Below are 17,912 nucleotides of genomic sequence, written 5' to 3' on the forward strand. Positions count from 1 at the left end.
GGTTTTAATACTGAGTAACCTGCTCCTGATGCCGCTTGCTGCGGCATCTGTGTCTTCCGAGGCAGCGTTACGCAATGAATTTTTACAGGCTGAGCGCCAGATTGGCAGCCTGAAAACTGAACAAGCACAAAAAGTGCTGGAAAAATTTGCCGGTTATCCGTTGCAACCTTATTTGCAGCAACGCCGTTTACAGCAATTTTTAACTGCCGATGAGCGCATTGCCACATTTTTGCAGCAATACCAAAAAACACCGATGGACTGGCCATTGCGTAAACCCTGGCTGCTGGATTTAGCCCGCAGACAAAAAGCCGCTACTTATCTGGCCAATTATAACGGCTCTAACGATGCTGAGCTCGAATGCCATGCACTGCGCTTTAAGCTGGCGGATAAAAATGCCAATACCAAAGCCATTTGGCCCGAGGTGGCCCGCTTGTGGGTAGTGGGCAAATCGCAACCTAAAGCTTGTGATTTCTTGTTTTCGGCTTGGCGCAAAGCCGGCCAGCAAACGCCAGAGCGGGTGTGGCAGCGCATCCGTTTATCTGCCGAAGGCGGTGATGCAGCTTTAATTCGGTATCTGAAAACCCAGTTACCGGCAGATCAGCAATATCTGGCTGATATGTACTTAAGAACGCGGCAAAACCCCGCAGTGATTAGCAGTGCAAAGTTTTTTCCGCTGAAAAAAGTAAATGAGCGTGACGTGCTGGCGTATGGCCTGAAGCGGCTGATCTGGCGGGATCCTGATAAAGCCCTGACACTATGGCAGAAATTTATTAACGACCCATATTTCACCGAGGCGCAGCGGCTGGATGTACGGCGCCAGTTTGCTATAGCACTGGCCAGTAAAGGTGATGAAAGAGCTGCAGTTTGGTTTAAACAACTGCCGCCCGAGCTTATTGATAATATGCTGGCGCACTGGCAGGTAAGCCATGCCCTGGCGCAACTGGACTGGCCTAAGGTACAGCAGGTTATTGAGGCCTTTCCGGCTGATATTGCTAAAGACAGCAGTTGGCGCTACTGGTTAGCACGGGCTTATGAGCAACAAGGCCATGCAGATAAAGCCAAACCGTTGTTTGAGGCACTGGCATTGCAGCGGCATTTTTATGGCTTTATGGCTGCAGCAAAACTGGGCCTGCCGCCCAGCCTGGCGCATGCGCCTGTTACCGTGTCAGAAGATGAGCTAAAAACCCTGAAACAGCACCCGGCAGTAAAGCGGGCGCAAGAGTGGCTGGCGCTGGGGCGGTTAACCGAAGCGCGGCGCGAGTGGAATCACTTGCAAGACACTTCAGACGAGCAGCAAAAACTGGTGTCGGCCAAACTGGCGCATCAACTGCAATGGTACGAGCGGGCGATATTCTCACTGGCCGATGTCGGTTACTGGGACGATGTTGAACTGCGGTTTCCACTAGCGTATCAAAATGAAATAACGCAATCAGCGGCGAAAGTGGATATAGAATCCGGCTGGGCCATGGCGATTGCCCGGCGCGAAAGCTCTTTTATGGCAGATGCTAACTCGCCGGTAGGGGCGCGTGGCCTGATGCAACTAATGCCGGCCACCGCGCGCGAAATTGCGAAAAAACCGGTGCAACTCACGCAACTTTATAACCCGGTGATCAATATCGATTACGGTACCGATTACCTGAATTACCTGCGTAAACGCAACGACGGCAACCTGTTAATGGCCACAGCAGCCTATAACGCCGGGTACAGCAGGGTTAAGCAATGGATCCCGAAAACTCATGCGCTACCGGCTGATGTCTGGGTTGAAACTATTCCATATCGCGAGACCCGCGACTATGTAAAGGCGGTAATGGCGTATTACCAAATTTACAATATACGGCTAAATACCCCGACAGATGTGTTTAAACCACTGACCACAATGCAGATTGGGGTCGTGGTGGAATAATGTTATGATGCCCCGCATATTTTTCAGCCAACAGGTCAGACACTTATGACAGCTTCTTATCAAAGCCTGTATCAGGCCCATATTGCCGAATTACAGCAGCGTACCCGCCGTTTGTTAGAGCGGGAAAATCTGGATGCATTGGTGATCCACTCCGGCCAGACGCAGCGCAAATTTCTTGATGATATGGATTATCCGTTTAAAGCCAATCCGTTATTTAAAGCCTGGCTGCCGGTGATTGATAACCCGCATTGCTGGCTGATTGTCGATGGCGTAAACAAACCTAAGCTGATTTTCTACCGGCCAAAAGATTTCTGGCACAAAGTGCCGGACGAACCACATGATTTCTGGGCAGAATATTTTGACATTCAGCTGTTAGATAAAGCCAACAAGGTAGAAACCCTGCTGCCGTATGATAAAGCCCGGCTGGCGTATCTGGGCGAATATCTTGAGGTAGCACGGGCGCTGGGCTTTACAGAAATTAACCCCGAACCGGTGCTGAACTTTATTCACTTTTACCGCGCCTACAAAACGCCGTATGAACAAGCCTGTCTGCGCATTGCTAATCAGATGGCGGTGGCGGGCCACAATGCGGCAAAATCGGCGTTTTATGCCGGTGGTACTGAGTTTGATATTCAGCTGGCCTATTTAGCCGCGGTAAGACAAAGCGAAAACGAAGTGCCTTATGGCAATATTATTGCGCTAAACCAAAACTGTGCCATTTTGCATTACACGGCACTGGAGCGCAAAGCGCCGAAGCAGCGGCACTCGTTTTTAATTGATGCCGGTGCTGAGTTTCATGGCTATGCCGCCGACATTACCCGTACTTACAGCTTTAACCCGCAGGACGAGTTTGGCAGCTTAATCAGCGCGGTGAATGAAGCCGAACTTAAGCTGGTGGCAGGCTTAAAACCCGGCTTAAAATACGGCGAGCTGCATATTCAGTGTCATCAGCATATCGCGGAAATTTTGCATCAGTTTGATTTTATTAAGTTAGCGCCTGAAGCTATTGTTGAAAGCCAGATCAGCCGTACGTTCTTTCCGCATGGTTTAGGCCATCACCTTGGCTTGCAGGTGCATGATGTTGGCGGCTTTATGGCCGACGAGCGCGGCACTCATGTTGCAGCGCCGGACAGCCATCCGTATTTGCGTTGTACCCGCACTGTTGAAGCCGATATGGTATTTACCATTGAACCGGGCCTGTATTTTATCGACAGCCTGCTGGCCGATTTAGCTGCCACCGAGTTTGATAAATACATTAACTGGCAGAAAGTAGATGCGTTTCGTCAGTTTGGCGGTATCCGCATAGAGGACAATATTATTGTTCACCGCGATCGCAACGAAAATATGACCCGTGATCTGCAACTGGCCTAAGCCACAGGGACGCCGTTAAGGTATGCAATACCGTTCGATAATCCGGATCCTGGGGCTGCTGATTGGCATTTTCAGCATCACCATGATCCCACCGGCATTTGTCGCCTACTGGTATAACGACGGTGCCGGTGTGCCTTTTATGCTGTCCTTTCTGTTAAGTCTGCTGATTGGTTTTGTGATCTGGTATCCGAACCGGCAATACAAAGCCGAGCTAAAGGTGCGGGACGGCTTTCTTATCGTGGTGTTGTTCTGGACTGTGCTGGGTACTGTGGGCAGCATACCGCTGATGCTGGCCAGTAATCCGCAGTTAAGCGTGGCCGGGGCGATGTTTGAAGCGTTTTCCGGCCTTACCACCACAGGGGCTACTGTCCTTACCGGTATTGAGTTTCTGCCCAAAGCCATTTTGTTTTACCGCCAGCAACTGCAATGGTTGGGCGGCATGGGTATTATCGTATTGGCAGTAGCCATATTGCCAATGTTGGGTGTCGGGGGCATGCAGCTGTACCGTGCAGAAACGCCGGGGCCGGTGAAAGACAACAAGATGACACCGCGCATAGCCGATACCGCCAAGCATTTATGGTATATCTATCTGGCGTTAACGCTAAGCTGCATGCTGGCGTTTTATCTGGCCGGGATGAACTGGTTTGATGCTATTTGCCATGCATTTTCTACCGTGGCTATTGGTGGGTTTTCAACTTACGATGCCAGCATTGGCCATTTTCAAAGCCCGGTAATTAATGCTATTTGTGTCATATTTCTGCTGCTTAGTGCGGTAAATTTTCCACTGCACTTTGCCGCTATTCGCGGCAAAAGTGTCAGCACCTACTTTCGTGACCCGGAATTTAAAGCCTTTTTAATTATTCAGGCGGCTCTGGTGCTGATTTGTTTTTTTGTTTTGCTTGAAACCAATGTCTACAGAACCACGGCAGAAGCTCTGAATCATGGCATTTTTCAGGCGGTATCTATTTCTACAACGGCAGGTTTTGCTACCGATAGCTTTGCTGTGTGGCCGTTGTTTTTACCTATATTGTTAATATTCTCCAGCTTTATCGGTGGTTGTGCCGGTTCTACTGGTGGTGGCTTGAAGGTTGTGCGGGTGGTGTTATTGTTCTTGCAGGGCACGCGCGAGCTCAACCGGCTTATTCATCCGCGGGCGGTTTACGCTATCAAACTGGGGCGTCGTGCTGTACCAGATCGTATTGTTGAAGCAGTATGGGGCTTTTTTGCTGCCTATGCGCTGGTGTTTGTCGTTACTATGTTGCTGCTGTTGCTCACCGGGCTGGACAATATTACTGCTTTTACCGCCACTGCAGCCTGTTTAAATAATCTTGGCCCCGGCCTGGGTGAAGTTGCGGCTAACTTTGGCTCTATTCCTGACAGCAGTAAATGGATTCTGATTGTAGCGATGGTGTTTGGCCGGCTGGAAATATTTACCCTTTTGGTGCTATTTACACCGGCCTTCTGGAAAGATTAGATAAAAATAGCGCTAACCTGAAACAGCTTTTCTACTTCGACGATGTGCTTTTTATCTACCATAAACAAAATTATATGGTCATTGGTTTCAATAACGGTGCTGTCGTGGGCAATAACCACCTCATCGCCGCGCACTACAGCGCCAATAGTAGTGCCGGGCGGCAATTTAATGCTGCCGATGGCTTTACCTACCACTTTGCTGGTGTTGCTGTCGCCATGGGCAATGGCTTCAATAGCTTCGGCGGCGCCGCGACGTAGCGAGTATACGTTTACGATATCACCACGGCGGATATGAGTTAGCAATGCAGAAATAGTGGCTTGCTGCGGAGATACGGCAATATCCACTTCGCCACCTTGCAGTAAATCGACATAGGCGCCGCGTTTAATCAGCACCATGGTTTTTTGTGCACCCATCCTTTTGGCTAACATGGCCGACATAATATTGGCTTCATCGTCGTTGGTAACGGCGATAAACACATCTACCTGCTCGATGTTTTCTTCTTCCAGCAGCTCCGGATCTGAGGCATCACCAACATACACTACGGTATTATCCAGCGCGCTGGACAAAAACTCGGCCCGCTCTTTGCCACGTTCAATTAACTTAACGCTGTGGGTTTTTTCCAATGCCCGTGCCAGGCCAAAACCCACATTACCACCACCGGCGATCATAATACGGCGGTAGCTGCGTTCCAGCTTTTGCAGCTCGCTCATTACCGCGCGGATATGCTTGGTAGCAGCGACGAAAAACACTTCGTCGTCGGCTTCAATAATAGTGGTACCCAGCGGTTTAATCGCGGTGCCACGCCGGTAAATAGCGGCTACCCGGGTTTCAATATTTGGCATATGTTCTTTTAACGCCGATAACGCATGGCCCACCAGCAAGCCGCCGTAATAGGCTTTCACAGCCACCAGGCTGACCTTGCCACCGGCAAATTCCACCACCTGTAATGCACCCGGGTAGTCAATTAAGCGGCGGATATAATTAGTAACCAGGGCTTCTGGCGCAATAAAGTGATCGACCGGCATATCGTCTTTATGAAACAACTGATCACGGTATTTCAGATATTGGTTGGTGCGGATGCGGGCAATTTTAACCGGCGTATTAAACATGCTGTAGGCCACCTGACAGGCAACGATATTAACTTCGTCGCTGTTGGTTACTGCCACTATCATGTCGGCATCTTCGGCACCGGCTTTTTTCAGAATATCCGGGTGTGAGCCATGGCCATGCACTACCTGCAAATCGTAACGGTCCTGCAGGGCGCGTAGCTTGTCTGCATCGCTATCAACAATAGTGATATCGTTTTGCTCACCAACCAGGTTTTCTGCCAGTGTGGCACCTACCTGACCTGCACCCAGAATAATTATTTTCATGCTTTCTCGTTGTTTGTCATTTTTTGCAGCCGGGCATAGAAAAAGCCATCCATGTCCTGTTCGCCCGGCAGCAGCTGCCAGCCGTATGGCTGATCTGCATGCTGTTGTGGCAATTTATCCAGCCGGGCATCGCTGTGCTGCTGTAAAAACTGCGCAATTTGCTCGCTGTTTTCAGCCGGCAACACACTGCAGGTAGCATAAAGCAGAGTGCCGCCCGGCGCCAGCAGGCTCCAGCATTGACGTAATATGCGCTGTTGCAGTTCAGCCAGTACTTCGATATCAGCCTTTTTACGTAGCCAGCGGATATCCGGATGACGGCGGATAACTCCGGTCGCCGAGCAAGGCACATCCAGCAAAATACGGTCGAATAATTTGCCTTGCCACCAGCTACCGGGTTCAGCGGCATCGGCGGCAATCACACTGGCATTCAGGCCCAAACGGGCCAGGTTTTCATGCACGCGCAGCAAGCGCTTGGGTTCTTTATCCAGTGCGATAAGGTCGGCGTCCGGTGCCAGTTCCAGTATATGACAGGTTTTACCGCCGGGGGCGCAGCAGGCATCCAGAATATGCTGACCGCTGTTTACATCAAGCAAGGTGGCCGCATATTGTGCTGCACCATCCTGCACAGAGAACCAGCCTTCGGCATAGCCGGGCAGGGTGGTGACATCCTGTGCCTGTGCCAGTTTAATTGCCGCCGGTAAATCAGCTACAGGCCGGGTATATTCAATACCCTGGCGGGTTAAAGCGGCGGCATAATCTGTCGGATTAATTTTGCTGATGTTTACCCGCAACCACAGTGGTGCTTTTTGCTGGTTGGCATCAAGTATTGGCTGCCACTGCTGTGGGTAAGCCAGTTGCAGCATGTTAATCAGCCAGCCCGGATGATTAAACTGCACCGCTGCAGGTGCTGTGGCGAAGTTAAATAACTCAGGCTGACGCTGCACATTGCGCAGCACACCGTTAATCAGCTTAGTGAGTGACTGGCCTTTTAATTCTCGCGCAGCATCAACGGTTTCACTGATGGCTGCATGGTCGGGTATGCGCATAAACTTAAGTTGGTAAATACCCACATACAGCAAAAACTGCAAAGGGCGCAGTTGCTTTATGAGTGGTTTACTCATTAACTGGCCGCATACGGCTTCAAGTTGTGGCAGGTAGCGCATTACGCCAAAGCAAATTTCCTGCAACAGGGCTTTGTCCAGCGGGTTATCCAGCAGTGTCTGCGCTTTAGGCAGTACCTCAGACAATGACATGCCCTGATCGACCACATCAAAGCAGCTGCGCGCGGCAAGCACGCGAACGTTATGGCTCATACTGCCCGGCCAATAATTGTACCGGGGCTTAACCAGTCAGCCCGGCCATTTAAAAAGTCTGCAGCGGCCATGGCTTTTTTGCCGGGCGGCTGTAGCTGGGTAACAAGCAATGTGCCGTTCGCACAGGCAATGCGAATGCCATGTTTGTCGGCACTTAACACTGTACCTACGGCTTTATCGCTACTACCATCTTCAGCTTTAGCCTGCCAAACCTTAATACTACCTTGTGCCAGCGTAATATAGCTTACCGGCCAGGGGTTAAAGGCTCTTATTTCGCGCTGTAATGCAGAGGCTGATTTATTAAAGTCGAGCTGGGCTTCGTCTTTATGCAGTTTATCGGCGTAATTGGCTTTGCTGTCGTCCTGCGTTTGAGCCTGTTGCTGCAGAGCAGTTAAATCGGCCAACGCAGCCAACAGGGCTTTGGGGCCGAGTATGGCTAACTTGTCGTACAAAGAGGCACTGGTATCAGTATCGTCAATATCACAACTAACCGTGCTCAACATGGCGCCGGTATCAAGGCCAGCATCCATTTGCATTATGGTTACACCGGTTTGCGTATCACCGGCCCAGATAGCACGCTGAATTGGCGCTGCACCACGCCAGCGCGGCAGTAAAGAACCATGCACGTTAATGCAGCCCAGACGCGGGGTATCGAGTACCGCTTGTGGCAAAATTAAACCATAGGCAACAACGATCATTAAATCGGCATCTAATGCCGCCAGCTCTTGTTGTGCCGGTGCTTTTTTCAGTGATTTAGGCTGATACACAGCCAGGTTATGCTGTAAAGCCAGCTGTTTGACTGCGCTGGGCTGCAGCTGCTGGCCACGGCCGGCAGGTCGGTCAGGCTGGGTGTAAACAGCGATAACCTGATGCCCTGCATCTAACAGAGCTTGCAGATGGCGCGCCGCAAAATCGGGCGTGCCAGCAAAAATAATGCGTAAAGGAGTGGTCACGGTATGTCCTGTTTAAAGCGCGTGGCGCTGCGCCATTTTTGCTTCTTTTTCCAGCTTTTTGCGGATCCGCTCACGCTTTAACGGCGACAGATAATCGATAAACAGTTTGCCTACCAGATGGTCCAGTTCGTGCTGCAGGCAAATTGCCAACAGGCCATCGGCATTTAATTCAAACCAGTTGCCGTTTCTGTCTTGCGCTTTTACTGTTACCTCAGCCGCACGCTCTACTTTGGCGTAGTTTTGTGGCACAGACAAACAGCCTTCTTCATAGCTGGTTTCACCACTACGAGCGGTAATTTCCGGGTTAATAAATACCATAGGTTCGTTGCTGTCTTCAGACAGATCAATAACAACCACGCGTAAATGCACGTTAACCTGCGTAGCGGCCAGCCCAATACCATTTTCGTCGTACATGGTATCGAGCATATCGTCTACCAGTTGCTGGATCTCTGGTGTAACAGCTTCAACAGGTTTTGCTACTGTACGAAGCCTTTCATCCGGGTAATGTAATACATGTAAAACTGCCATAACACCTACAAAAATATGCTTTGTTTCAAAGGTTGTGATATGTTTTAATTTTAGCCATTAATGCGCTGTATTAACAGCTTAGTGTGCAATAATTACAACAAGAACGAGCTCAAGGATGCCGGCATGCTGAAAAAATTCGCTGCTATCGTCACTCTGGTGGTTATGAGTGGCTTTTTTAATGTGTTTGCCGATGTATTAAAAATTCGTGACGATGCTCCTGCCAGTTATGTTGTTAAGAAAGGCGATACGCTGTGGGATATCTCCGCTTTATACCTGAGTGAGCCCTGGTTATGGCCACAGCTGTGGCAGATGAACCCCCAGGTTGACAACCCGCACCTGATCTATCCCGGTGATACACTAACACTTACTTATGATGCACAGGGCCGGCCTCGTCTGGCAGTAAATAACAAGGTAAAACGCCTGTCGCCTACCGCCCGTAAAACGGTAAAAAGCGCCGATGCGGTGTCTACCTTACCATTAAGTATGATTCGGCATTACCTGACGTTTGAACAATCTTTGTCGGATGAACAAATTCAGGCCTTGCCTTATATCCTCGGCTCTAATGCCAACGTAAAAAACTCTGTAAGTGACCATATTATTTATGCGAAAGGTGTACTGGACACCGGAGCGTCTTATGGCGTGTACCGTAAAGGCAAACCTTATTTTGACCCGGAAACTGAAACCGTATTAGGCTATGAAACCACGCTGGTAGCCACCGCGCGGGCGTTCCGGCCCGGACATGACGCAACTGAAGATAAACCAGCCGAAGCATCATCACTGAACGTGCTCAGTGTTAAACGCGAAATTAAGCAGGGCGATCGCCTGATGCCTGCGCTGGAAGGCCAGGCGTTGCCGGCATTTTTTGTTATGACTAAGCCGGAGTTTGATATAGCCGGAACTATTATCGATACTACGTCAAACCTGCGTGAGTTTTCCAAATGGGATATTGTGGTGTTAAACCGTGGGTCATTACAGCAGCTGAAAGCCGGACACATGGTCGGCATCTACCGCAGCTCGCCAATGGTGGTCGATAGCCCGGATGGCCCGGTATACATTGAAGATGCCAGTAAGCTGCAAAAAATGTTCAAAAATTTTGGTGATACCACTATTACCTTGCCAAGAGAAAAGGTAGGTGAGCTGATGGTATTTAAAGTATCCGAGCGCACCAGTTTTGCTATTGTCACTAAAACACAACGTCCAATCCGGGTTGGAGATTTAATCGCTAACTTGTAACTCAATAAGTATGGAGCCAGTTTGTCATGGAGGATCTTTGCAACTGGCTCGCTTTAGCCACTGTGCATGGCCTTGATGGCCTGAAGTTCCAACGTCTGAGCGAGCAAATATCGGTTACCGAGCTGGTAAAATTACCGGCCAGTACCTTAAGAGATATTGGTTTTACCGAGCGCCAGGCGCATATACTGGCGTATGAGTCAAAAGCCAAAGTAGATAGTGCGCTGCAATGGCTGGCGCAGGCTGACAATCACCATGTTATTACTTATCTTGATCCACGTTATCCGGCGTTATTAAAGCAAACCAAACAGCCGCCACTATTATTGTTTGTTAAAGGTAATCCGCTGGTTTTAGCCCAGCAACAGCTGGCTATGGTGGGGAGCCGCCAACCCACACCAACCGGGCGTAAAGTTGCCCAAAGTTTCGCCGCAGAATTGTCGCAACAGGGTTATGTTATTACCAGTGGTATGGCGCGCGGTATTGATAGTGAAAGCCACAAAGGCGCCTTGCAGGCAGGCGGATTAACCATAGCAGTACTTGGGCATGGCTTAAAGCAGGTATATCCTGCTTCCAATAAAGCGCTGGCAGAGGCAATAACAGAGCAGGGCGCTCTGGTGTCAGAGTATTTTCCTGATGTACTGGCGCGGGCCGAGTGGTTTCCGCAGCGTAACCGCATTGTGGTTGGCTTAAGTATTGGTACTATAGTGGTTGAGGCGGGCTTAAAAAGTGGTACTTTAATTAGTGCTAACCTGGCGGCCGAATATAGCCGTGATGTGTTTGCTGTGCCTGGTTCAATTTATAGCCCACAGTCGGCGGGTTGCCATGCGTTAATTCAGCAAGGCGCTAAACTGGTGACAAGTGTGGCCGATATACTGGAGGAATGGAGCTTTTTTCAGAAAAGTTGTCTAATAACTGAGCCTGAACAGGAAAAAAGTACTGAAACAGACTTGTTTGCCCGCCAGTTGTTGGCTAACGTAGGAGATGAAGTTACCGCAGTTGATTTGATTGCACAGCGCGCCGGCCTGGCGATAGCTGATGCAACTATAGCGCTGTTACAGCTGGAGTTAGCTGGTGAAGTAGCAGCAGTTCCCGGTGGCTACATTAGAGTGAGGAGTGCCTGAGTATGTTTGATATCCTCGTTTATCTGTTCGAAAACTATATCCACAATGAATCTGACATTTACGTTAACCATGCTGATCTGACCAAAGAGTTAAGCCGGGCGGGTTTTCATGACGACGATATCTTCAAAGCGCTAAAGTGGCTCGACAACCTGTCTGCGCTGCAGGAAAGTCATGTTAAGCCTTATTTGTCCAAAGGCACCTCTAACGCTACCCGTATTTATTGCGCGGCGGAATTGGCTAAAATGGATGTAGAGTGCCAGGGCTTCTTGCTGTTTCTGGAACAAGTTAATGTGCTGGACGCCGTTACCCGCGAGATGGTTATCGACAGGGTAATGGATCTGGACAGTAACAGCATTAGCCTGGAAGATTTAAAATGGGTGGTACTGATGGTGCTGTTTAATGTGCCCGGCCATGAGAATGCCTATGCCCAAATGGAAGATTTAATTTTTGATGAACCTGAAGGGCCGCTGCATTAAGCGGCCTTAGCCTTTATGACAGACGATTCGGCCTTGTTTGACCTGCCGCAACAGCAGCAGTTATGTCCGTTATGCCAGCAACCGCTGGCGATGAAATCAGGTAAGAACGGCCCTTTTCTTGGTTGCAGTGCTTATCCGGCCTGCAACTATATAAAAGCCTTACACCAGCATGAAACCAGCATCGTAAAAGTGCTGGATAGCGAAGCCTGCCCGCAGTGCGGCAATGCACTGGCGGTAAAGAACGGCCGGTACGGCATGTTTATCGGTTGTACTGATTATCCGCGCTGTACTTTTGTCGTGCACGAGCACAGTGAACAACCTGAGGCAGAACGCCTGGCTTGCCCGAAGTGTAAACAGGGGCAGCTGACAGAACGGGTAAATAAGTTTGGTAAAGCATTTTGGGGGTGTGATCACTACCCCAAATGCAAGTTTTTGCTGAATGACAAACCGGTGGCCGGCAGCTGCGTCAGTTGTGGTTTCGGTTTACTGGTAGAAAAGAAAGGCGTGTTGTACTGCGCTGATAAAAAGTGCGGCGAAAAACAGCCGGCAGCTTAAACTACCGGCCAGCCTATCCGTTTAACCGTGCAGCCATTTGTGCCAGCTCAGGAAAATCAGCCTCAGGCAATAGCGCGATCAACTGTTCAAATCGCTGCTTCAACTGAGTATTATCTGCCGCTGATACATTAATATGGCCCATCTTACGGCCGGCGCGTTTGCTTTTACCATACCAGTGCAGGTGCAGCCCTGGCAGAGCCAATATTTGCTCCGGCACGGTATCTTCACCAAGAATATTCACCATTAAGCTTGGGCGAATCAGCGCTGTACTGCCCAGCGGCAAACCGCAGACGGCACGCAAGTGTTGCTCAAACTGGCAAACATCGGCACCTTGCTGGGTCCAATGACCGGAATTATGCACCCGTGGTGCAATTTCATTGACCAGCAGCTCACCGTTAACATCAAAAAATTCAATCGCCAGCACGCCGACATAGTTCAGCTGATTTGCCACCGCAGTAAACATCTGCTGCGCTTGCTGTTGCAGCAGCTCATTGCCCGGTAGTGCTAATGACGCGCTAAGCACACCATTCACATGGTGGTTTTCGGTCAGCGGATACACCTGCACTTCACCTTTGCTATTGCGGGCGCCAATCAGTGACACTTCACGTTGGAACGGAATAAACTGCTCAGCTACGATAGCTTGTTTGCTATCGGCGCCCAGAAGGGCGCTGATATCCTGCCACAAGGCTGCGGCCTGCTCAGCTTGCTTTAACCGCCACTGGCCTTTGCCGTCATAACCGGCCAGCGCGCTTTTAAATACCAGCGGCAAGCCCAGCTTGTTGATCGCCACTTTAAAATCGGTTTCGTTATTAATAATGTGATAACTGGCAGAGCGCACACCTGCACTGTCCAGCAACTGCTTCTCTAACCGGCGATCGCCACCGGCTTTAATGGCAGTTTCGCCCGGAAAAAACTTACCGCTTTGCTGACACTGCGCTAGTACCGGCAGCGGAATGTGTTCAAACTCGGCAGTCACCACATCGGCATCAGCTATGGCATTGGCCAGGCCTTTACCCAAATTTTGCTGTGTTAAAGGGTGCACTATGGCGTCACTGTTGACATCATAAGCGCTGATACTGATATTCAGCGGTGCACCGGCCAGCGCCATCATCCGCGCCAGTTGGCCGGCACCCAGCACTAATACCCTCATAACGGCACCTGTGACGGATCAGGCTGGCTTAATACCATATCGGTTTGCGCCTGACGAAAGGCATCAATTTTTGTCATCAGCTCCGCGCTGTTTGTGGCCAGAATTTGCGCTGCCAACAGGCCGGCATTAGCGGCACCGGCATCGCCAATGGCCAGGGTGCCTACTGCTACGCCCTTGGGCATTTGTACAATAGACAGCAAAGAGTCTAAACCTTTCAGGGCTTTAGATTGCACCGGCACGCCCAGTACCGGCAGGCTGGTAAAGGCCGCGGCCATGCCGGGTAAATGCGCTGCACCACCGGCGCCGGCAATAATGACCTTTAAACCGCGGCTGGCGGCGCTGCTGGCGTAATCGGCCAGTAACTGTGGTGTGCGATGTGCGGAAACAACTTTGGTTTCATAGGCAATACCGAATTTATCCAGCATATCAGCGGCGTGCTTCATAGTAGGCCAGTCTGAGGTTGAACCCATGATGATGCCAACTTGCATTGTTGTTTCCTTCTGTACGTGATGAACTAAAAGCGTGAAGGCGCTATTATAGCCAGTTGCGCAACTGAAGAAAATTTTAACTGTGTTTTTCGTACAATTATCCGGAGTAGTAGCAACAAATGGCAGAACAACAGCTGGTTTTACAGGCCTTGCAACAAGGTGGTGTTATCGCTTACCCCACTGAAGCCGTTTATGGTTTAGGTTGCGACCCGGATAACGAGGCGGCGGTAATGGCGCTGCTGGCAATAAAACAGCGGCCGGTAGAGAAGGGGTTGATCTTAATTGCGGCCAATTATTCGCAGCTGTTGCCCTATGTAGATGACAAAGCCATACCGCCGGAAAAGCGTTACCAGATATTTTCCAGCTGGCCCGGCCATATCAGTTGGGTGTTGCCGGCCAGCAAAACGGCACCGAAGTGGATTACCGGTCAGTTCGATAGCATAGCTGTGCGGGTCAGTGCTCATCCGGTGGTGCAGCAGCTGTGTAGTGCTTATGGCAAACCGTTGGTATCAACCAGCGCCAATTTATCCGGCCAGCCGGCCATTACCGACAAAGCTGAGCTGCAGCAAAGCCTGGGCGATAAGTTGTCTGCTATTATGCCGGGACCTTTGGGTGGTGCCACACAACCCAGTCAAATTCGTGATGCCTTAAGTGGCAATATAGTAAGGAGTTAAGGTGACCAACAGCCAACCTCAGCATCATCTGGCAGCCGTGCAACAGTTTTTACAACAATTGCAGGACAATATCTGCGCCGCACTGCAGCAGGCAGATGGTAGCGCGCACTTTGTTGAAGATGCCTGGCAGCGGCCTGAAGGCGGTGGCGGTAAAAGTCGTGTACTAACCGGCGGTAAGGTATTTGAACAGGCCGGGGTGAATTACTCGCATGTATTTGGTGCCAATATGCCGGCATCGGCTACCGCACACCGGCCGGAACTGGCAGGGCGCAGCTTTAATGCCTGTGGTGTGTCGCTGGTGATCCATCCGAATAACCCTTATTTACCAACGACTCATGCCAATGTAAGGTTTTTTATTGCCGAAAAAGACGGTGAAGCGCCGGTGTGGTGGTTTGGCGGCGGTTTTGATTTAACACCTTATTACCCGTTTGAAGACGATGTGGTGCATTGGCACCAAACGGCTAAAACAGCAGTTGACCCTTTTGGCACCGAATATTACCCGGCCTATAAAAAGTGGTGCGACGAGTATTTCTACTTAAAGCACCGCGGCGAAACCCGGGGTGTTGGCGGGCTGTTTTTTGATGACTTAAATGCACCTGGCTTTGAGCAAAGTTTTGCCCTGATGCGCGCTGTGGGCGAGGCCTTTATTCCGGCGTATTTGCCGATAGTTGAGCGGCGCAAAGATATGCCCTATGGCGAGCATGAACGCCAGTTCCAGCTTTACCGCCGTGGCCGCTATGTTGAATTTAATCTGGTGTACGACAGGGGCACCTTGTTTGGCCTGCAAAGTGGCGGCCGTACCGAGTCGATTTTAATGTCGATGCCGCCGTTGGTGCGCTGGCAATATGGTTATCAGCCAGAGCCGGGCAGTGCAGAAGCATTATTGTATCAACGCTATCTTAAACCGCAGGACTGGTTAAAGCTTCAGGCTTAACAATTAATCATATGGCTCGCCAGTTGGCCAATTGACTGGCGAATACCATCACGCAGCAGCTTATTCTCTACCACTTCATCCAGTGCTTTATCCATGCAAAACATCCACTGATCACGCAGTTTTTGGTCTACCGGAAAAGGTAAATGCCGCGCCCGCAGGCGGGGGTGGCCATACTGCTGCTCAAACAACGGTGGGCCGCCGAGCCAGCCGGATAAAAATTCGAAAAACTTCTGCCGGATAGTATCCAGCGGCAGTGGGTGAATAGCATACAGCTCAGCTGCTTGCGGGGCGCTTTCCATTACATCGTAAAATCGATTTGCCAGCTTGCGAACTGTGCCTTCACCGCCCAGCATAGCGTAGGGCGTTTGCTCCGGTGTAGGATGTGGCTTGCTATTTGGCGTGGTTTTATTAAAAATCATCTGTATTAACTTCTTGATGGACATCATTTGTGGACCGTTATGCAGTATTCGGTAATCCGATAGGCCACTCAAAGTCGCCCTTAATTCATGCACAGTTTGCTGCCGCACTGGGCGAACAACTACAATACGACGCCATTTTAGCACCGCTTGATGGCTTTGCCGACAGCTGGCGGGGTTTTGTTGCCGCCGGTGGTAAAGGCGGTAATGTCACTGTGCCGTTTAAAGAGCAGGCGTATCAACTGGCTGACGTATTATCACAGCGGGCAAAGCAAGCTGGTGCTGTGAACACACTTTATATAGATAGCGAAGGTAAACTCTGCGGCGATAATACCGACGGTATTGGCCTGGTGGCTGATCTGACACGGCTTGGCGTTACGCTTAATGGTATCATCGTATTGCTGCTCGGTGCCGGCGGTGCCAGTCGCGGTGCGATTGGCCCATTGTTGGATGCCGGTGTTAAGCAGCTGGTGTTGGCTAACCGCACTGTCAGTAAAGCGCAAGCCATCGCGGCTAATTTTAGCCCGCGCGTTAGTGCTTGTGGTTATGCCGATATACCATTGCAACCTTATCAGCTGGTGATTAATGCCACCTCATCCGGCTTAAGCGGTGAGCGACCGTTAATCGCTGCCCAGCTTTTACAGCACTGTCAGCTAGCATACGATATGTTGTACGGCGCTGCGCCAACACCATTTTTGCAATGGGCAAAAGCTGAAGGTGTGCCGCAGCAAGCAGATGGCTTGGGTATGTTATTGTCACAGGCAGCCGAAGCGTTTTATATCTGGCGCAGTAAAAGGCCGGATATCACGCCAGTGTTAGCTGTACTTAAACAGCAGCTAAGCGGCAACTGAGTCAATGAACCAGCAACTGATCTTTAATAATGATTTTGCCTTTGATGCAACCCGGCAGGCTGTCAGCTTCAGCTGTCTGGTCAGCGGATTAAAAGTAGTATGTTTTATCCCGCTTCCGGCACAGCAAGTGCCAGCTGTATTTCTACAGCAAGCAAAAGCCGATGCCTTTAGCTGGGAAGATCACGCCGAACAGGCGATAGCCGACGACGCTTATAATGCCGCGGGCGAGATCTGGCTTTAGACCCCGGCCAGATACTCATTTTTCAGCAGCACATAATTAGCAGCAGATTCAGCCAAAAAGGTTTTTTCGGCGTCATTTAAAGGCCGTGCTGGTTTTACCGGGCTGCCGACATATAAATAGCCGCTCTGCAGCCGCTTACCCGGTGGCACTAAACTGCCTGCGCCGATAATTACGTCGTCTTCTACTATTACGTCGTCCATCACTATAGCGCCCATACCCACTAAGATGCGGTTGCCCAGTGTGCAGCCATGCAGCATCACTTTATGGCCTACGGTCACATCTTCACCGATAATCAGTGGTGAGCCGGCTGGTTTGCCCCGGCTTGGGCGGGATAAATGCAGCACCGAACCATCCTGTATATTAGTGCGGGCACCAATACGGATATAGTTCACATCACCGCGCGCGGCTACCAGGGGCCAGATACTGACATCTTCCGCCAGCTCAATATCGCCCACCAGCACGCTGGATTCATCTATATATACCCCTGATGCCAGTTTCGGTGTTATACCTTTATAAGCTCGTATCGTCATAATGTTCTCCAATGCTGCGTTATTATGCAGTAAATGTATTAAAAAAGCGCTTTTCGGCCAATTTTTCTGCGAACGATCTTAAAAGTACAAGTTTTCTCAAATAACCGCTTGCAGGAGTTTAAAAACGTCCTATAATGCGCGCCATGCCACGGGGTGCTGCAGTTTGGGTGCTTCAGGTGAGTTAAACCGGTTCGCAAAAATCTTTCAAAAAGACGCTTGACAGACCGGCTTAAATCACTAAAATGGCGCCCTCGCTTCACGGTGGTGTTTAACGCGGTGAAATGAGTAAACAAGTCTGGTGTGACGATGAGTTTTTGAAGTAAGAATCATC

General features: G+C 50.3%; 19 protein-coding genes. 11 read left to right on the plus strand and 8 right to left on the minus strand.

The window, feature by feature from the left end; translation table 11 throughout:
- Positions 1–49: 49 nt before the first annotated feature.
- The 3 genes from AR688_RS17865 to AR688_RS17875 are packed head-to-tail and all read left to right on the plus strand — an operon-like array spanning position 50 to position 4,748.
- Positions 50–1,903 (plus strand): transglycosylase SLT domain-containing protein, encoded by a 1,854-nt coding sequence (locus AR688_RS17865; RefSeq protein WP_231732143.1) that lies wholly within the window; start codon positions 50–52, stop codon positions 1,901–1,903.
- 45 nt (positions 1,904–1,948) lie between these two features.
- Positions 1,949–3,274, plus strand: coding sequence for a Xaa-Pro dipeptidase (gene pepQ / locus AR688_RS17870; RefSeq protein WP_068237186.1), 1,326 nt, complete (start codon positions 1,949–1,951; stop codon positions 3,272–3,274).
- Positions 3,275–3,296: 22 nt separating this feature from the next.
- On the plus strand, positions 3,297–4,748 hold the full coding sequence (locus tag AR688_RS17875) for a TrkH family potassium uptake protein (RefSeq protein WP_068237187.1): 1,452 nt from the start codon (positions 3,297–3,299) through the stop codon (positions 4,746–4,748).
- On the opposite strand, the gene trkA is transcribed toward AR688_RS17875, so the two are convergent.
- From trkA to def, 4 genes are read right to left on the minus strand one after another with little or no spacing between them, the layout of a single operon-like run.
- Complete coding sequence (trkA, locus tag AR688_RS17880; RefSeq protein WP_068237189.1) at positions 4,745–6,121, minus strand: Trk system potassium transporter TrkA; 1,377 nt, start codon at positions 6,119–6,121, stop codon at positions 4,745–4,747. The two genes, AR688_RS17875 and trkA, sit on opposite strands and share 4 nt — an antisense overlap.
- Positions 6,118–7,434: a 16S rRNA (cytosine(967)-C(5))-methyltransferase RsmB gene (rsmB, locus tag AR688_RS17885; RefSeq protein WP_068237191.1), complete on the minus strand. Its 1,317-nt coding sequence runs from the start codon at positions 7,432–7,434 to the stop codon at positions 6,118–6,120. Before rsmB ends, trkA begins: the two co-directional genes overlap by 4 nt.
- The gene (gene fmt / locus AR688_RS17890; RefSeq protein ID WP_068237192.1) at positions 7,431–8,387 is read right to left on the minus strand and encodes a methionyl-tRNA formyltransferase; all 957 of its coding nucleotides are present in this window, start codon (positions 8,385–8,387) and stop codon (positions 7,431–7,433) included. The genes rsmB and fmt overlap by 4 nt, the downstream gene beginning before the upstream one ends.
- A 12-nt stretch (positions 8,388–8,399) precedes the next feature.
- Positions 8,400–8,915 carry a peptide deformylase gene (def, locus tag AR688_RS17895; RefSeq protein WP_068237195.1) on the minus strand — a complete coding sequence of 172 codons (516 nt, stop codon included), beginning with the start codon at positions 8,913–8,915 and terminating at the stop codon, positions 8,400–8,402.
- 123 nt (positions 8,916–9,038) lie between these two features.
- Between def and AR688_RS17900 the strand changes: the two genes are divergently transcribed.
- Genes AR688_RS17900 through AR688_RS17915 form a run of 4 tightly spaced genes read left to right on the plus strand, consistent with a single transcriptional unit; the run spans position 9,039 to position 12,297 of the window.
- On the plus strand, positions 9,039–10,148 hold the full coding sequence (locus AR688_RS17900; RefSeq protein ID WP_068237330.1) for a LysM peptidoglycan-binding domain-containing protein: 1,110 nt from the start codon (positions 9,039–9,041) through the stop codon (positions 10,146–10,148).
- Between the two features lie 26 nt (positions 10,149–10,174).
- Positions 10,175–11,266 (plus strand): DNA-processing protein DprA, encoded by a 1,092-nt coding sequence (gene dprA, locus AR688_RS17905; RefSeq protein ID WP_068237196.1) that lies wholly within the window; start codon positions 10,175–10,177, stop codon positions 11,264–11,266.
- A 2-nt stretch (positions 11,267–11,268) separates the two neighbouring features.
- Entirely contained in the window at positions 11,269–11,742 is a 474-nt protein-coding gene (locus AR688_RS17910; RefSeq protein ID WP_068237197.1) for a DUF494 family protein, read from the plus strand.
- A 15-nt stretch (positions 11,743–11,757) separates the two neighbouring features.
- A complete protein-coding gene (locus AR688_RS17915; protein ID WP_068237198.1) occupies positions 11,758–12,297 on the plus strand; it encodes a DNA topoisomerase family protein in 540 nt (179 codons plus the stop codon).
- Between the two features lie 13 nt (positions 12,298–12,310).
- Here AR688_RS17915 and AR688_RS17920 read toward each other — a convergent pair whose 3' ends face one another.
- Both AR688_RS17920 and purE read right to left on the minus strand, forming a co-directional pair.
- A complete protein-coding gene (locus AR688_RS17920) occupies positions 12,311–13,447 on the minus strand; it encodes a 5-(carboxyamino)imidazole ribonucleotide synthase (RefSeq protein ID WP_068237199.1) in 1,137 nt (378 codons plus the stop codon).
- Positions 13,444–13,935: a 5-(carboxyamino)imidazole ribonucleotide mutase gene (gene purE, locus AR688_RS17925; RefSeq protein ID WP_068237204.1), complete on the minus strand. Its 492-nt coding sequence runs from the start codon at positions 13,933–13,935 to the stop codon at positions 13,444–13,446. Before purE ends, AR688_RS17920 begins: the two co-directional genes overlap by 4 nt.
- A 119-nt stretch (positions 13,936–14,054) precedes the next feature.
- Here purE and AR688_RS17930 point away from each other — a divergent pair, with 119 nt between their 5' ends.
- Complete coding sequence (locus AR688_RS17930) at positions 14,055–14,609, plus strand: L-threonylcarbamoyladenylate synthase (RefSeq protein ID WP_068237207.1); 555 nt, start codon at positions 14,055–14,057, stop codon at positions 14,607–14,609.
- Position 14,610: 1 nt separating this feature from the next.
- Positions 14,611–15,543 carry an oxygen-dependent coproporphyrinogen oxidase gene (hemF, locus tag AR688_RS17935; RefSeq protein WP_068237209.1) on the plus strand — a complete coding sequence of 311 codons (933 nt, stop codon included), beginning with the start codon at positions 14,611–14,613 and terminating at the stop codon, positions 15,541–15,543.
- On the opposite strand, the gene AR688_RS17940 is transcribed toward hemF, so the two are convergent.
- Positions 15,540–15,962, minus strand: coding sequence for a group II truncated hemoglobin (locus AR688_RS17940; protein ID WP_231732144.1), 423 nt, complete (start codon positions 15,960–15,962; stop codon positions 15,540–15,542). The genes hemF and AR688_RS17940 overlap by 4 nt on opposite strands.
- Before the next feature lie 29 nt (positions 15,963–15,991).
- Here AR688_RS17940 and aroE point away from each other — a divergent pair, with 29 nt between their 5' ends.
- Positions 15,992–16,810, plus strand: a complete 819-nt coding sequence (gene aroE / locus AR688_RS17945) for a shikimate dehydrogenase (protein ID WP_082694831.1) — start codon at positions 15,992–15,994, stop codon at positions 16,808–16,810.
- Positions 16,811–16,814: 4 nt separating this feature from the next.
- On the plus strand, positions 16,815–17,051 hold the full coding sequence (locus AR688_RS17950; protein ID WP_068237212.1) for a DUF1488 family protein: 237 nt from the start codon (positions 16,815–16,817) through the stop codon (positions 17,049–17,051).
- On the opposite strand, the gene AR688_RS17955 is transcribed toward AR688_RS17950, so the two are convergent.
- Positions 17,048–17,581, minus strand: a complete 534-nt coding sequence (locus AR688_RS17955; RefSeq protein ID WP_068237214.1) for a gamma carbonic anhydrase family protein — start codon at positions 17,579–17,581, stop codon at positions 17,048–17,050. The genes AR688_RS17950 and AR688_RS17955 overlap by 4 nt on opposite strands.
- Positions 17,582–17,912 lie beyond the last annotated feature (331 nt).

This window comes from Rheinheimera sp. EpRS3, from assembly GCF_001513785.1.
Taxonomy (GTDB): domain Bacteria; phylum Pseudomonadota; class Gammaproteobacteria; order Enterobacterales; family Alteromonadaceae; genus Alishewanella.

Excerpts from the sequence above, each read along its gene's own strand:
- AR688_RS17920 (WP_068237199.1), bottom strand. The coding sequence starts at position 13,447 with ATGAGGGTATTAGTGCTGGGTGCCGGCCAACTGGCGCGGATGATGGCG.
- pepQ (WP_068237186.1), top strand. The coding sequence starts at position 1,949 with ATGACAGCTTCTTATCAAAGCCTGTATCAGGCCCATATTGCCGAATTA.
- def (WP_068237195.1), bottom strand. The coding sequence starts at position 8,915 with ATGGCAGTTTTACATGTATTACATTACCCGGATGAAAGGCTTCGTACA.
- AR688_RS17940 (WP_231732144.1), bottom strand. The coding sequence starts at position 15,962 with ATGATTTTTAATAAAACCACGCCAAATAGCAAGCCACATCCTACACCG.
- AR688_RS17875 (WP_068237187.1), top strand. The coding sequence starts at position 3,297 with ATGCAATACCGTTCGATAATCCGGATCCTGGGGCTGCTGATTGGCATT.
- rsmB (WP_068237191.1), bottom strand. The coding sequence starts at position 7,434 with ATGAGCCATAACGTTCGCGTGCTTGCCGCGCGCAGCTGCTTTGATGTG.
- AR688_RS17955 (WP_068237214.1), bottom strand. The coding sequence starts at position 17,581 with ATGACGATACGAGCTTATAAAGGTATAACACCGAAACTGGCATCAGGG.
- AR688_RS17900 (WP_068237330.1), top strand. The coding sequence starts at position 9,039 with ATGCTGAAAAAATTCGCTGCTATCGTCACTCTGGTGGTTATGAGTGGC.
- AR688_RS17930 (WP_068237207.1), top strand. The coding sequence starts at position 14,055 with ATGGCAGAACAACAGCTGGTTTTACAGGCCTTGCAACAAGGTGGTGTT.
- purE (WP_068237204.1), bottom strand. The coding sequence starts at position 13,935 with ATGCAAGTTGGCATCATCATGGGTTCAACCTCAGACTGGCCTACTATG.
- AR688_RS17910 (WP_068237197.1), top strand. The coding sequence starts at position 11,269 with ATGTTTGATATCCTCGTTTATCTGTTCGAAAACTATATCCACAATGAA.
- AR688_RS17950 (WP_068237212.1), top strand. The coding sequence starts at position 16,815 with ATGAACCAGCAACTGATCTTTAATAATGATTTTGCCTTTGATGCAACC.
- AR688_RS17915 (WP_068237198.1), top strand. The coding sequence starts at position 11,758 with ATGACAGACGATTCGGCCTTGTTTGACCTGCCGCAACAGCAGCAGTTA.
- trkA (WP_068237189.1), bottom strand. The coding sequence starts at position 6,121 with ATGAAAATAATTATTCTGGGTGCAGGTCAGGTAGGTGCCACACTGGCA.
- dprA (WP_068237196.1), top strand. The coding sequence starts at position 10,175 with ATGGAGGATCTTTGCAACTGGCTCGCTTTAGCCACTGTGCATGGCCTT.